This is a genomic window from Methanobacterium sp. BAmetb5 (genome assembly GCF_003491305.1).
GTDB lineage: Archaea > Methanobacteriota > Methanobacteria > Methanobacteriales > Methanobacteriaceae > Methanobacterium.
The window spans coordinates 465542-481058 of record NZ_CP022706.1; the positions used below are offsets into that span (position 1 = coordinate 465542).

13 protein-coding genes are annotated in these 15517 nt (G+C 42.3%); 10 read left to right on the top strand and 3 right to left on the bottom strand.

All coding sequences use genetic code 11. The annotated features are described in order from the left end of the window. Nucleotides 1–106: 106 nt before the first annotated feature. Nucleotides 107–1354: an NAD(P)/FAD-dependent oxidoreductase gene (locus tag CIT02_RS02185; protein WP_292613615.1), complete on the top strand. Its 1248-nt coding sequence runs from the start codon at nt 107–109 to the stop codon at nt 1352–1354. Nucleotides 1355–1501: 147 nt separating this feature from the next. Here the strand turns inward: CIT02_RS02185 and CIT02_RS02190 are convergent, their stop codons facing one another. Then, nucleotides 1502–2116, bottom strand: a complete 615-nt coding sequence (locus CIT02_RS02190) for a hypothetical protein (RefSeq protein ID WP_292613617.1) — start codon at nt 2114–2116, stop codon at nt 1502–1504. Nucleotides 2117–2408: 292 nt separating this feature from the next. Between CIT02_RS02190 and CIT02_RS02195 the strand changes: the two genes are divergently transcribed. The 8 genes from CIT02_RS02195 to cca all read left to right on the top strand — a co-directional run bounded on the left by CIT02_RS02195 (nt 2409) and on the right by cca (nt 10594). After that, nucleotides 2409–3071, top strand: coding sequence for an NAD(P)/FAD-dependent oxidoreductase (locus tag CIT02_RS02195; RefSeq protein WP_292613619.1), 663 nt, complete (start codon nt 2409–2411; stop codon nt 3069–3071). Between the two features lie 594 nt (nt 3072–3665). Further along, on the top strand, nt 3666–4205 hold the full coding sequence (locus tag CIT02_RS02200) for an SAM-dependent methyltransferase (RefSeq protein ID WP_292613621.1): 540 nt from the start codon (nt 3666–3668) through the stop codon (nt 4203–4205). 14 nt (nt 4206–4219) lie between these two features. Then, nucleotides 4220–5017 (top strand): 2-amino-3,7-dideoxy-D-threo-hept-6-ulosonate synthase, encoded by a 798-nt coding sequence (locus CIT02_RS02205; RefSeq protein ID WP_292613623.1) that lies wholly within the window; start codon nt 4220–4222, stop codon nt 5015–5017. Between the two features lie 94 nt (nt 5018–5111). After that, on the top strand, nt 5112–6236 hold the full coding sequence (locus CIT02_RS02210; protein ID WP_292613625.1) for a 3-dehydroquinate synthase II: 1125 nt from the start codon (nt 5112–5114) through the stop codon (nt 6234–6236). A gap of 265 nt (nt 6237–6501) precedes the next feature. Continuing rightward, the gene (locus CIT02_RS02215; protein ID WP_292613627.1) at nt 6502–7071 is read left to right on the top strand and encodes a hypothetical protein; all 570 of its coding nucleotides are present in this window, start codon (nt 6502–6504) and stop codon (nt 7069–7071) included. 316 nt (nt 7072–7387) lie between these two features. Beyond that, nucleotides 7388–8326 carry a hypothetical protein gene (locus tag CIT02_RS02220; protein WP_292613629.1) on the top strand — a complete coding sequence of 313 codons (939 nt, stop codon included), beginning with the start codon at nt 7388–7390 and terminating at the stop codon, nt 8324–8326. Between the two features lie 206 nt (nt 8327–8532). After that, nucleotides 8533–9081 carry an RNA 2',3'-cyclic phosphodiesterase gene (thpR, locus tag CIT02_RS02225; RefSeq protein WP_292613631.1) on the top strand — a complete coding sequence of 183 codons (549 nt, stop codon included), beginning with the start codon at nt 8533–8535 and terminating at the stop codon, nt 9079–9081. 112 nt (nt 9082–9193) lie between these two features. After that, nucleotides 9194–10594: a CCA tRNA nucleotidyltransferase gene (cca, locus tag CIT02_RS02230; RefSeq protein ID WP_292613634.1), complete on the top strand. Its 1401-nt coding sequence runs from the start codon at nt 9194–9196 to the stop codon at nt 10592–10594. Nucleotides 10595–10656: 62 nt separating this feature from the next. Here cca and priS read toward each other — a convergent pair whose 3' ends face one another. Together priS and CIT02_RS02240 are read right to left on the bottom strand one after the other, a co-directional pair. Next, entirely contained in the window at nt 10657–11628 is a 972-nt protein-coding gene (priS, locus tag CIT02_RS02235) for a DNA primase catalytic subunit PriS (RefSeq protein ID WP_292613636.1), read from the bottom strand. Between the two features lie 6 nt (nt 11629–11634). Next, a complete protein-coding gene (locus CIT02_RS02240; RefSeq protein WP_292613638.1) occupies nt 11635–13071 on the bottom strand; it encodes a DNA primase in 1437 nt (478 codons plus the stop codon). Between the two features lie 341 nt (nt 13072–13412). Here CIT02_RS02240 and metG point away from each other — a divergent pair, with 341 nt between their 5' ends. Next, nucleotides 13413–15437: a methionine--tRNA ligase gene (metG, locus tag CIT02_RS02245; protein WP_292613640.1), complete on the top strand. Its 2025-nt coding sequence runs from the start codon at nt 13413–13415 to the stop codon at nt 15435–15437. Nucleotides 15438–15517: the final 80 nt, after the last annotated feature.

Sequence of the window (15517 nt, forward strand, 5' to 3'; positions counted from 1 at the left end):
GTCAACTTTTTTAATAAAAAAAGTTTGATATTCCCCCATTCATTATTTTATGTAATTACTTCTTTTCTATTTCTTAAATCTAAATAATTACTCAAGGAAATGTAAAATGAAAATATACGACATAGCTGTAGTGGGAGCCGGACCTGCCGGTTGCATGGCCGCCATCCAGGGGGCAAAACAGGGAAAAAATGTGATTTTGCTGGAGAGAAACGATAAAATAGGTCGTAAACTGCTCCTAACCGGTAACGGTAGATGCAATCTTACCAATACTTCCAGTTTGAAAGTTTTCCTTGAAAAGTTTGGCAAAAGAGGTTCATTCTATCGTGATGCCTTCAACACATTTTCCAACCAGGACATGATGGAGTTTTTTAAAGAAAATGACCTTGAAATGAAGGTAGAAGAAGAGGGACGTGTATTCCCCATCACTGAAAAGGCAGAATCTGTGGCTGAAGTTTTAATAAAGGTTTTGAATAAATACGGGGTAAAAATTGTTTATAATTACCGTTTAAAGCATTTAAATAAAAGTTCAAAGATTTTCAAACTTTCCTCAACCGAAAATGAGGTAATCACCGCCAGTAAAGTTATCATTGCCACGGGAGGAGTTAGCTATGGCTTCACCGGCTCAACTGGGGATGGTTTAAATATGGCAGAATTATTGGGCCATAATATTACCGAACTAAAACCAGGTGGTGTTCCCCTTAGGGTGCGGGAAAAATGGATTCATAAGTTAAAGGGAGTTACCCTGATAGATGTGGGCCTCAAGATAGCATACGGAGGTAAAAAAATAACTTTACCCCAGGGAAACCTTCTTTTAACCCACTTTGGTGTGTCAGGACCAGTAATTCTGGATATGAGTCATGATATTATAAATCTTTGGGATGAACACGGTGATTTAAAGCTCTACATTGACTTTAAACCGGGAGAAAAGAGAGAATCCCTGGAAGGAGAGCTAATTAGAGACTTCCAGAATAACAGTAAAAAGATTCTAAAGAACTACTTAAAAAAACATCTCCCCAACCGCACCATTGAACCTATATTAAATACCATATCACTTGATCCCCAGAAACAGTTGAACCAGGTCACCAAAAAGGAGAGGTTGAAGTTGCAGGAAGCACTCAAAGCCCTGCCTTTAACTGTAACTGGTCATCTCCCCCTGGATAAGGCCATGGTAACCTGTGGGGGCATCGACAAGAAGGAAATTGACCCTAAAACTATGGAATCCAAGTTGGTTAGTGGATTATATTTTGCCGGGGAGATAATATCTGGCTGTGGCCGTAGAGGCGGGTATAACTTACAGCAGGCCTTTTCTACCGGTTATGTTGCGGGGTGCAGTGCGGCATCCTCAGAGAATTAAAAATGAACCCGGAAAATATATTTTGGTTTATTAAACACCAATTGATTAAAAATTTGTAATAAAATTAAAAAAATATTTTAAAAATATATCAATATAACAGGACCATTTAAAATCCTGTTAAATTGATTAAAAAAGAATTATTTTAGCCTATTTTTTAGAGCTCATATTTTTAATGTACTCTTCCAGTGGCCGGGTAGCGAAGTAGAGCACGATAACCACGGCAATGAGCCAGGTGAAGTTGGATAAAATGGTCTGTGCTCCCGGAAAAACCACCACCCCCATGGTTAACAGGGGAACAAATGCCAGGTACACCGTTATAAGAGATACAGTAATGGCCTTCCTGATTTCACCGGTGTTAAAGGGTGATGTTCCCGACATGTAATTTACAATGAGCATCATACCCAGGAAAGTGACCAGACCCAAGGATACAAATATCCACTGCAATGGTATGGACAGTAAGATGATTATGGCGGGTACCACCACCAGATCCAGAAATCCTAAAATACCAACCATTTTCAGGGCATTCTTCCAGCTTTTTTCATTGGAATGCCTGACCTTACGCAGTAAATTGTCCCGCTCTTTAATGGCTTTTATCCGCTCTTTATCCATCCATTCAATCTTAATTTCAAGTTCATCATTGAATGATTTCAATTTTTCATTTCTCAGGAGATTTAAATCGTTGATCTCTTTTTCCAGATCAATACGCTGTTGATTTAATTCATCAACACTTTTTTCCAATTCATTTCCCTCATCCTCTGCCATGTCAAATCCCCACCAAAGAAATTGGTTTTAGGTGCATTAGACCTAATTCAATCTATGGATATTATAGTAAAAGGCATATATTAATTTTTAGATGGGAATTAACAGGAAATGATGATTTCATTTGATTATCCAGAACAACAAGCATATGGTTATTACTTTTTAGGATGTTGATGACATCTGCATTTCAGTGCTAAAGTCCAGTTAGATAAATAAATTGCACGGAATTACGATTTTATTAGTCATTGAGTATATAGAATTAGAATGGAAATGTATTGAATGGAAGGTGGTAAAGATGCCAGAAAATATTCCAGAAAAAGGAGCAGTTATCCAGAAAGATCTGGAAACCTACGCAATAATTCCCTATATTCCCGGGGGTATGGTGGACCCGGATACATTAATTAAAATAGCGAATACTGCCCAGAAATACCATGCAAAAACTCTTAAAGTAACTTCTAACCAGAGTATTGCCATTATTGGGATTAAATACGATGATATTGACCGGATCTGGGAAGATCTGGACATGAAACCTGGAGGGTTCATTGGGAAAAAAGTTAGAACCACTAAAATTTGCCCCGGAACCACCTACTGCAAACGAGGTCAACAGGATTCCATCAGCCTGGGACTTAAAATCGATGAACGGTTCCAGGGAATAGAACTACCCAACAAACTAAAAATTGGAGTATCCGGGTGTCCAAATTCCTGTTCAGAGTCAGGAGTGAAAGATATTGGAGTCATTGGCTTCAGAAAGGGGTGGAGAATTATGGTAGGTGGAACCAGTGGAATAAAACCAATGATCGGCCAAATGTTAGCCCAAGATCTGCCAGATGAAGAAGCCCTGGAACTGATTGGGAAAATAATCGAATATTACCAGGAAAACGGGGACAAAAAACGTTTAGGTAGATTTATAGAGAGGATGGGTTTTGAAAGATTTAAAAACACTGTTCTCGAAGAATGAATATCAATTGAGATAAATCTTTAAAAAAATTGGATTTAGCCCTAAAAATCCATAATATTGGAGAAAATATCTCCAATTCTTTTTATAGCCGGCATACATTCGTTACTGATTTGTTCTGTAACCGCAGGGCTAATGAAGAATCAGAAATCTAAATAGGAATCGAGAAAATAGATAGTAGTAATGAAAAAAAGACTATGGTTAATGATACTTCTTGGTAGTTTTTAAAATACTCCTGATGGATTTCAGGCGATATTTACGTACATTACGAACGTAATGGTCTTTATTCTCGGTATTTTTATCATCCGAAGTCATAACAATCCCCCCTGTAAGTTATTATGTTATCTTTGGTTATTATATTTTTTTAAAGGATAAAAAAAATTAAAAAATAAAAAAAGTTCTCAATTTTAATATAATTTAAACATTTGCCATTTTATAGACTAAATAATCGCAATGCTTCACCAACTTCCCTTAAGTTCCGGATTTCTACTGCTTCTTGTCCGGTGAACTTTTGCCATCTATTCCCAATTACCTACATTAAAAAGGAATGAAATCACACAATTTATATATTTAATAACGTATCCTGGATTCAATACCATGATCAACATTGTATACGATATCAAAGTTTACAGACAGACCCTGAAAGACATTATCAAAGAAGATGATGTTGTAGTAGAGCTGGGCTGCCATGTAGGTAATTCCACCCGTATCATATCCCAGCTGGCGCCCCACGGAAAGATAATAGCACTCGATAAGGGCACTGAATCTAAAGAGAAGCTGGATGAACTGAAAAAGGAAGTTGAAACTCCCATTGAGTTTATCCAGCAGGATGTGCGTCTACACGAAACCCTGGAAGAAGTGGCCCAAAAGGTGGAGGAGTGGGGAGGATGTGATGTTCTCTCGGTGGATCTGGGTGGAGGTTACCATCCCGACACCACCTTCAAAGTTTTCTACATTTGGTCATCAACTTTAAAACCTCGTGATACAATAATAAGAAATAGAGGTCTTTTAGACTTTATTCACTCATCATCCGGCACTGAGATCATCAGGTCAGAAAATGGGTGGCTGGAGTCCTGTGGAGATGATGGCATCCCACCGCGTTTAAAAGAACTAAAACTCTGGTCTCCTAAACTATAAGAAGGAGGGTATTTATGATAGGAAAGAAAATCAGGATTGAAAGGATAATCAACCGGAAAACCGGGAGATGTGTTATCGTGCCCATGGATCACGGTGTTTCCATCGGACCTGTGGAAGGAATAATAAAAATGGCAGAGACCATAGATGAAGTGGCCAGCGGCGGTGCCAACGCTGTAATAATGCATAAAGGAATGGTCGGCACAGGACACCGAGGTTATGGGCGAGATATTGGGCTGATTATCCACTTATCCGCCAGTACTGCCCTGGGACCAGACCCGGATCATAAAGTACTGGTGACCAGTGTGGAAAAAGCCATCCAGTTGGGAGCAGACGCAGTATCAGTACACGTAAACGTGGGATCAGAGATGGAACCCGAGATGTTAATGCACCTGGGAAGCATCTCCGAGATCTGTGATGACTGGGGAATGCCCCTCATTGCCATGATGTACCCCCGCGGCAAGAAAATTGACAATGAACACGATGCCGAAGTGGTTAAGCTGGCATCCCGTGCCGGTGCCGAACTGGGAGCCGACATCATTAAAACCAATTACACCGGAGACCCGGAGACATTCAAAGAAGTTATCGACGGTTGCCCCGTCCCCTTGGTCATTGCCGGAGGGCCCCGAGTGGAAACCGACCGTGAACTTCTGGAAATGGTTAAAAACTCGGTGGACATGGGTGGAGCTGGTGTGGCCATAGGTAGAAACATTTTCCAGGCCAGATCACCCCAGAAAACAACACGGGCCATTGCAGAAATAGTGCACAACAACCTGGAAGTGGACGAAGCCCTTAAAATCTTAAATGGTAAATAAATAACCCATTTTTTAAACCCCGATAAAATAAACCCCCAAAAAACACGAACATTTGTAGACGAAAGGAACTATAAATGTTTTAGAAGGTTAAACTATGAAATTTGCGTGGATAATGGCTGAAGGTAATGTATGGGACAAGAAAAAACAATTCATTACCACTGCACTGGAATCCGGGATGGATCACGTTGTTGACTTCAGCGATGTGGACAATATCCGCAGACTGGGTAATGTAAAACTCATCTCGGATATTGATGGCTCCGATGTGATGCTGGTAGGTCGTAACAGTGAAGGTGATGGCACCCTTATCATACCCGATGATCTTTCAGAATCCAAGGATCTGGCTGCAGTTAAAAGGTTAAAGAGAATGGACAAGAAAGTAGCAGCCTATGTGGAAATTCTCACCAAAAAACATCAGGAACTGGCTGCTCTCCTGGGAAAGGAAGCAGATTACCTAATACTCATGGGACGTGACTGGAAGGTCATTCCCCTGGAAAACCTCATTGCTGGATTGCAGGACGAAGATGTGAAGATCATTGCCGCAGTAGCGGACTACGATGAAGCTAAAGTAGCCCTGGAAACAATGGAACACGGAACCGATGGTATTCTACTCTGCCCCCATGAAATTAGCCATATAAAAAAGGTTTCGGAGTTAATAGACAAGATAAAAAGTGAAAGTTACCAATTGAAACCAGCCACCATAACCAAGGTGGAACCAGTGGGTATTGGAGACCGGGTGTGTGTGGACACCTGTTCCATGATGCACCTGGGTGAGGGTATGCTGGTGGGATCATACTCCCAGGGACTGTTCCTGGTGCACAGTGAGTCCATGGAAAGTGAATACGTTGCCTCACGTCCCTTCCGGGTTAACGCCGGACCAGTGCACGCCTACGTCATGACCCCCGGAAACAAGACCAAGTATCTCTCGGAACTGGAAACCGGGGATGAAGTTCTAACTGTGGATCAGGAAGGTAACAGTAAAGTGGCCATTGTAGGTCGGGTTAAAATTGAAAAACGTCCCCTGATGCTGGTGGAAGCTGAATCAGATGGAGTTATTCTCCGAACTCTACTCCAAAACGCAGAAACCATCCGCCTGGTCTCAGAAGACGGCACACCCCTCTCTGTAGCCGAACTCAAGGTAGGGGACAAAGTCATGATCTACCTGGATCCCAAAGCCCGACACTTCGGAATGGCCATTGAAGAGACCATTATCGAAAAATAGTTCCAAAAAACTGGTTAAAAGATAAATACATCTTTTAATCTTTATCTTTTATTTTAATCTCTCTATTTTTCCATGTTAATGTTGAACCGGCATTTTGCACTGCTTTTTTGATATTTTTTAAGTCCTATTTCTCTATAAAAGTCCTATTTCTCTATAATCTACAATCCTAAAGATAAAAATTTAAATAATACTTTTTAACCATTATACCATGATAAGATAAATCCATAGGTAAGGGGGCAGAACTATTAATAAAAAGATTTTAGCATTGTTAATTATTTTAGTAGCCATCATCGGTATTTACGGCCTGTTTTATGTTGCAGTTACCAGTATTTTAATGCCCAGTGATTTGAATACATTTAAATCTGAATTAAGTACAGTTCAGGTGCCGGTAAACAATGATTCTACCATTAAAGAGATGGAAAATGCAGCGGCTTATACAGAAAGTGCATCTTCACTGGAATATGTATCCCCTAGCGAGCGGAGTGCGGTGGCCAGTAGTATGCGAATATCAAACACACCACCTCCCGAATTTTTCAATCAAAATTTAGGGGTATCCGATCAGTTCTTCAGTTACCGAATGTGGGCCTACACTCTGATATTCCGGGGAGATATTTCCAATGAGTTAAAAAATATTTCCAGTATTCATGAAGAATTTTCCCGTTTGAATAATGAAACTGAATCCCTGAATCAAAAATTGTACACTGATATGGAAAAGGGAGATAGTAAAGCCTACGCAGAAGATTTAAAACTAATTGCCAACAATTCAAAACAGTACAACACAGCCATGGCTGAATTAAAAACCCATCTGGAAACTTTGGTTAATCTCCTGGAGTGATTCAATCCCCCCTAAGAATATCCCCGGGGTGACCAATCCCGGGGAATATCTCCTGGAGTGATCATTCTGGTGGTCAATCTCCCCTGAAATATCTCCTGAATGGGGGCCATTGATATATACTAAGCTTTGAGTGATTCCTAACTTTGATGATCCCAAGGTAGGAGAAAAAAATTAAGCCCACCGTAACTATATTATAATATAAGTAACAGTAGCCACTGCCACTTAATTTTTAGATCTATACAAAGAGTTAGATCTATAATCCATGAGTTACAAAGGAAGAGATTAAAAGTAATGTAAGATTCAGGGGATAATATACATGTCAGATTACCAGGTGGAGTTAGTAACACCCCACACCAAGGATAGAATGTTGGCTGAACTTAAAAGCAGGGTAAAGTTCGAAAGAAAGGCCAATATTCACGGGGCCTGTGTTAAACTCCTTACTGATAATGAGGGCTTTAAGGAGGAATGGGAGGATAACTTAAAGTTCATGAATGAGGATATCCGCCCCCATGCTAAGGTCTTTGCCGTGGAAGATGGTGGAAATTTGCAGGTTTTATATGAAACTGTTTCCAAGACCTGTATCATTAAAAACTGTGACTACTATGGCTGGATTAAAAGTATTGCCCTGGCCACTATTTCTGACTTCTTTGAGGAGTACCACTCTGAACACCGGCGATACTCCACCCATGGATCAGCAGTGGACTGTGGTGGTCATGGAATGGCCATTATTGGCCCACCCGGAACTGGAAAAACCACCCTGACCTACGGACTCCTCCAGTACCCTAACTTTAACTATCTATCCGATGACTGGTTCTTCACCAGACTATTTAACAACGCCGCGGTTATTTATTCATCAGAAAAAAACTCATACATACGGGATGACTTGAGCCAGGTGTGGCAGGGTTTTTCAGAAGAAGTGGCCCGTGTCCAACTGGACAACAAAGGGCGGGGCATCGCTGATGTGAACACCCTCTTCCAGGGACGGGTCCGGGAAACCAGCACCCTGAAAGCCGTGGTTCTCCTGGAAAGAAATGCTTCTAATCCTCCCTTCCGCCAACTTGATCCTGATGAGGCCCTGAAATTCATGCTGGAAAATGATTTCTGCAACCCCCACCAATTAATAATGGATGAACGGAAACTCAACCTGAGAAGTGATTTTTTCTATGAGTTATTCCGGAGAGTGGATGTTTATTTACTCAACACCGTGGAAACTCCCCAGGAAAGTCTGGGCAGGATTAGGAACCTCATCATATAATAATAACGGTTTGAAGTATTTATCAAAGAAAAAAGAATATAATCACAGGAAAATGTCTTGAATCACTGAGTCTTGAATCACTGAGGAATACCTCATAGATACTGGTTATTCACTGATAATTCCCCATAAATTCAATTAATTCCTTAAATTACCATTAAATTTAATTACAACCAACAAAAAGACTAGTTAATCAAACTGGTGATAATATGCGAGCATTTTTAGCAGTTGACGTGGACAGCACTTTAAATTATGAAATTCAGAAAGTACAGAAGGAACTAAAAAAAACTGCCGCCCCATTGAAGATGGTGGAGCCGGAGAATCTGCATTTCACCTTCAAATTTTTTGGAGAAATCTCCTCTACCCAGACTGAAAAGATAATCCAGATAACCCAGGACAAACTGGAAAAGTACAAATCATTTCCCCTGAATATTAAGGGGACGGGAGTGTTCCCTAACATGGGATATATGCGGGTTATCTGGCTGGGAGTTGAAGAACCAGAGCAGTTCTCCCAGCTGCAACGGGATCTTGACCAGGAATTTGTCAAGATGGGATTTAAAAAGGAACGCAGCTACATACCCCACCTAACCATTGCCCGGGTAAAGGGACCACGAAACAAGGAAATTCTGGCAGAAACCGTGCAAAAATTGGAGTCAATTGAGATTGGACCCATGACCCTGGAGAAGATAACTTTGAAAAAAAGCGAACTAACCCCGGTAGGTCCTATCTATACCGATATCCAACAATTTTTCATTTAATCTTGAAATCAAGAACCTTAAACTCAAGATTTAATCTAATAAGTTTGATTTAATAAATTAATTCCATAAAAAGAAAAACATGGCAAAAAGCCCAGCTTAGAGGTAATTATAAGTGATTGATTTTAACCCAATATTAGCGGATATTGAACCTTCAAAAGAAGAGGTAGCGAAAGTTAAAGGTTTAGCAGATAAATTAAAGGACATAATCAATAAAAATGTTAATAAACTGAATATTAATGCAGAAGCCGTGCTCCTGGGCTCAGTGGCCAAGAACACTTGGTTATCCAATGGTAACTCTGAAGAGGGTAAGGGTCTGGACATTGATATTTTCATTAAATTTCCCCTCACCACTTCCCTGGATGATCTGAAAAGTCAGGGTCTGGAACTGGCCCATAAATGTGTAGATGAAGCTGATGGAACCTATGAGGAACGTTATGCCTCCCACCCTTACCTCACTGGTTTTATTGAAGGTTATGAGGTGGATTTAGTACCCTGCTATGACATCACAGATTCCAGTGAACTCAAATCTGCGGTGGACCGCACCCTGCTGCACACCCTATTTGTGGTGGATAATTTAGGGCCAGAACAGACCAGGGAAGTCCGGCTTTTAAAACGGTTCATGAAGATGGTGGGAACCTACGGCTCGGAGTTCAAGGTGGGTGGATTTTCTGGTTACCTGTGTGAATTGCTGGTTATCCACTACGGTTCGTTCCTGAAGGTTCTGGAAGGTGCACTCGAGCATTGGGAACCTGGATACAGAATAGATCTTATGAACTTCGGTACCGGGGCCCAGTTTAAGGATCCCCTGATAGTGGTGGACCCGACTGACCAGAACCGGAATGTTTCTGCCGCACTGACACTGCAGAAGATGGCTGAATTCAGGGTGGCAGCAGGTAACTTCCTGGAAAACCCTAAAAAATCATATTTCTATCCTAAAACCTTAAAGTATGACCGGGAAACATTGCGGGATGAATTTCAACAGAGAAAGACCCATTCAGTTCTCCTGGCCTTCCACACCCCAAATATTCCTGCGGATGCCCTGCATCCCCAGATCCAGAAGACTGAAAAATCCCTGGTGAAGATCCTGGAAAATGAGGACTTTAAAGTTATGGGGAGTGATTCCTGGAGTGATGAGGACACCACCGGCATAATACTCCTGGAAATGAACACGTGGAAGTTAACTCCCTTCCGGAAGTACTCGGGACCCACGGTGTGGGATGATGAGAACACCAAAAGGTTCCTGGAAAAGCATCCCCAATCATGGGTGGAAGGTGAACGATGGTTTACACTCACCAGAAGGGAATATCGGGATGCAGAGTCCCTTATCCAGGAGACACTCACCCCTGGTGGGATCCGGAATCTACGTGTGGGGAAACATTTAAAGAAGAAACTACTGGAAAAATACAATCTAGTGGATGTTCTGGATCTGTTAATCGCTGAAGATGCCGACGAGGGTGTGATGAAATTCCTGTACAGTTATCTTCATAAAAATGAGCTTTTAACCCGGGATTAAAGGGGTATTAACACCACTATCCGGTTAAATACCCTTAATTTTTTTTAAAAAAACAATAAACTCTACTTATCATCCCTTTCGTAAACGAATTTAGGTACTGCATTCTGGAAGGGGTCGAAAGTTTCCAGGTTCTTGATGAGGGTGGATTTCATGCTCACTCCTGAGTGGAGGGATGAGGGTAGGCGGAGTATTCGTTTGAGGTCTATGGATACCTTAGCATCTACCAGTGTCAGGTTTAAGGAGGCAATACCCTTAACCAACCGGGCGTACCTTACGGGTCCGATTGCTTTGCGGAATATTCCCCACTGGTCATCATAGAGTAATTCACGGTGTTTTATTACTGCCTTTTTTATATCCTTACTGACATCATCGATTTCTGTATCGAGAGTCAGGTTTAACAGGGCCTGTTTTACCCTGTGGGTGAATACCTGGGGGTAGCCAAATGGTATGGTGAAGTGTTCCAGGTTGTATTTCATTCCGTGGCTGGAGTATTCACTCCGGGGAACATCAGCACCCACTAAATATTTGACGATCTGGCTACGTACATCACTGTCCATGGCCATCACTGCATCATCCAAGACCCTTATATGGTAACCACGGCCCGAATACACCACGTTAATATTTTTCAGCCCCAGATCTCCCTGAAGGGTGTCCAGCAGTCCCATGACAATGTCCTTGGCCTGGTTTAAACATATCTCACAGACGTTATCACATCCACAGGACCTTATGGGTATATCCTTGGCATCCACGTCGAAAACCAGTTCAGCCTTAAGCCATCCTCCCCTGCGTTTAGGATTATTGTAAAATGCTACCGATGAATAGGCGGCAAATGGTGTTCTAACCCGCATGAACTTCCTCAAATCATCAGAATTGCGAAACACACGGTAGCGGTCATTGGGTCCGCGACCAATATGGTCAAAACCGAACTCCCTCTGTATAAGAGTATTGCGGATAAAATCAGGGACATTTTTAACATCCCATTCTTCCCGGTAGTACTGCCGGCGTTCATTGGGGGTTGCTGGTTTGAGTTCCATGCCGTATCAGGCCTCCCCTGGTTTATCCGGTGTTGTTCCATCTTTACCTGGGGAATCGTTATCATCTCCAACTCCCTCAGAACTATTTTCAGCACTGGCAGTTGTACTTCCTGAATCATCGGCCTTTTTAAGGGTTCTAACTTCCCATAACATCCGGTTATAATAACTTAAAGGATTTCCTATCTTTTTACAGACATCATCGGGTCGGCAAAGATGAGGTAGGTGCAATTTTATCTTTTCACAACTCATGGGAGTGTACCAGGTGGTTTCACCTTCGTGTTCCATTTTAAGTTCGGAGTGCATTCCAAATCCCAGTTTGGCATTGATGTTGACCTTTTCCTGGGGCTGGTCCTCAAATAATGGGGGTACGCAGCGCTGGGCAGCCTCGTAAATCAGGGGCAAAATCTCTTTTTCGGTGATCTCGAGCTGCGGGTCCTGATCAGAGACCCGTTTAGACAGGTTCATCCGGAAAACATCCGGGTAAAGTCGGGCGTAGGATACGAAGGGGGTCATGAATAGTACAATGGCATCGTTCCTTCCCCCGGATTTTATACCCTCCAGTGCCTTTTTCACACAGGGAGGAAATGCCTGGCTGTTCAGTGGTCCAGCCTTCATTGGTCCACTACCACCCCGACCAGAACCATAACCGTAACTCTGCATTGGTTCAGCCAGTATCTTTGCAACCTCTTCAGCCAGTTCCAGGAGGATAGGGTTGGGCTCTACCATGATCCGGGCCTTTTCATGTACCTGTTTAATGTAGTCCTCGGTTTCCTGCATGATCATCTTGACCATGAGCAATTCCTTGAGTTCATCCCCAATTAAAAGTTGGTACATGCTGCTGGGATTTCGGTGCTTGATCCGTGATCCAAAGCGATCAATGAAGTCCTCCTGGTTCAGTACCAACTCTCCCTGGTCCAGAACCAGTTCGGTGAGGCGTATTTTACGGGTGCTCAGTAATTCCTGGAAAAATGTCCAGTGAACAGTATCCCCCTTTAGTAAGAGTTGCAGGGATTGGTCCACCATCAACCTGCCTTCCTGTAGACTTAATTTTCCCAGCCTTTCCTGGACCAGATCCCCCTGGGCTTCAACCATAACCCGTGTTTCACGTGAGTTAGGTCCGAATTTAACCCCAATTGACTGGCACAGTAGATAAAATGAAATAACATCATATTTGGTTATGTCCTGGTCTGATAGGAATGAATATCGCCGGCTATTGAATTCTCGGTCATTTTTTTTCTTAACATACCATTCTATCCTTTTCAGGGCCAGCTCCAAGTAGTTGGATGGTATTTCTTCATCAGCAACTATTTCTTGAGATGGATTACGGGTTACCAGCCTGCGTAGTTCTGGTATGTCCTGAGATATACCATCAAAGCTGCCCAATTCCCTTACAATATCCTTCCCCTCTGGTGAGAGGGGGTTTAAAAAAGAGATAGAAACCATAATTTATGTGTTGTTTACCCGGTTAAAAAAATTTATTGTTGGGGTGTTTTAGATATTCTAAGAATCTGTTTAATATCAAAAATCAATAGCTAAGAAGATGACTGGAAAGTTATTCCTTCCGCGTTTTTTCTCATCTTTTATTGAATATTACCCTTCATTGAAGGTTAATGGGTAATGGTGTTAACAACACCTCGAGGGGAAGGTAGATTAATGGATAAATCTTATATAGAAATTAGATAAAAATAGATATTATTCTTTATCATCAACTCCAACTGAGTTTTTACTGTAAGATGGTTAATAAATATTTAAAAATAGATATTTAAGTTAAAATATGCTGTATCATGCTTAACAAGGCGATTATAGGAGGAATATCTTTGAGTACAGATTCAAATAAAGTATTTATCACCTGCGCACTGCCCTACGCCAATGGCCCCTGCCATCTGGGACACCTGCGCTCAACCTACATACCTGCTGATATTTATGCCCGTTATCATCGGATGAAGGGCACTGATGTGCTGTTTGTGTGTGCCACTGATGAACATGGAACACCCATTGCTGTTCAGGCCGAAAAGGAAGGAGTATCACCTCTGGATGTGGCCACCCGCAACTGGGAACTGATCCAGAGGGACCTGGAATTATCAGATATTTCCTTTGATAACTTCTCCCGAACCACTGCCCCCCTGCATTATGAAATATCACAGAACTTCTTTTTAGATCTTTACCAGAAAAATTGTATCTACCCTAAAACCATTAAACAGCTTTACTGTTCCCAGTGCGAACGTTTCCTCCCTGACCGCTACGTGGAGGGTACCTGCCCTCATTGTGGTGGGGAAGGGGCCCGTGGTGACCACTGCGAGACCTGTGGCCGCCACCTGGAACCAGTGCAGCTGGTGGAACCCCACTGCCTTATCTGTGACAGTGAACCAGAAGTAAGGGAGTCAGAACAGTACTATTTCCGTTTAAGTCATTTTCAGGATAAACTAAAAGAAGTCATTGAGGGTAATCCGGTTTTACCGGCTAATGTCCGTAATTATGCCATGCAATGGATAAACGAGGGATTGAAGGACTGGATACTCACCCGGGACATGGATTGGGGCATACCTGTCCCCCTGGATGACGCAGAGGGTAAGATAATATACGTGTGGGGAGAGGCATTTTTAGGATACATCTCTTCCGCTGCACAGTGGGCTCGCCGTGAAAACAAAGCATGGGAGCCCTACTGGGATGATCGGGCGGTGCATTTCATTGGTAAGGATATTATTTACCACCATTCCATATTCTGGCAGGCCATGCTACTGGCCCATGACTGCAAACTTCCTTACAACATAGTGGCCGGAGAGTACCTGTCACTGGAGGGTCGTAAAATGTCAACCAGTAAGAACTGGGTGATCTGGGCTTCTGATTTCATGGAAAAATTCCATGCAGATCTGTTGCGGTACTACCTGGTGGCCAACGCACCCTTAACCCGGGACACGGACTTCTCCTGGGATGACTTCCAGAGAAGGGTCAATGATGAACTAGCCGATGTGGTGGGAAATTTCATGCACCGTACCTTCTCCTTCACCCACCGGTTCTTCCAAGGAGTCATACCAGAACCTGGTTCATACAACGAGGATGATCTGGAACTGGTTGAAGAGATCAACGCCACCCCTGGTAGAGTAGCTGAATGTATTGAAAACTTCGATTTCCGGGAAGGCCTTAAAGACATTGTTAAACTGGCCAAAACAGGAAATAAATATTTCAACGACCAGGAACCCTGGAAAACTGTCAAGGAAGACAGTGATAGGGCTGCCACCACCCTTTATCTGTGTAATCAGCTGGCCAAGGTGATAAGTATGGTTATAAATCCTTATCTTCCATCTAAATCCCGGGAAATGAGGGAAATACTTGGCCTGGAAGATAACTTAAAATGGGAAGAATCAGCCGAATTCCTGGCACCAGGAACCCCCATATCAAAGGCCAAACCATTATTTGCTAAAATTGATGACGAAGTAATTGCCCAGGAAAAGGAAACACTGTATAAAAATTTAGAGGAGAAAGAAACCATGGATGATCTAATAAGTATTGATGATTTTGCTAAACTGGACCTGAGGGTGGGTAAAATAATTGGAGCAGAGAAAGTTAAAGGCTCTGACAAACTGCTTAAACTCATGGTAGATGTTAAGGATAAACAGTTACAGGTGGTAGCTGGTTTAGCCACTAAATACTCACCAGAAGAAATACTCAACCAGAAGGTGATCATTCTGGTGAACCTCAAACCAGCCAAACTTTTTGGAATCAAATCCGAGGGAATGGTATTAGCAGCAGGAGATAGTTCCACTCTCTTGACCGCCCCTGACGCTACCATAGGCGAAGGTATAAGGTAGGGGGTTGTAAAACTATTCTGATTAATAAGGATGGAATACCAGGGAGGGAACTTCCATCTAAAACGGGCTGTGACTGATAC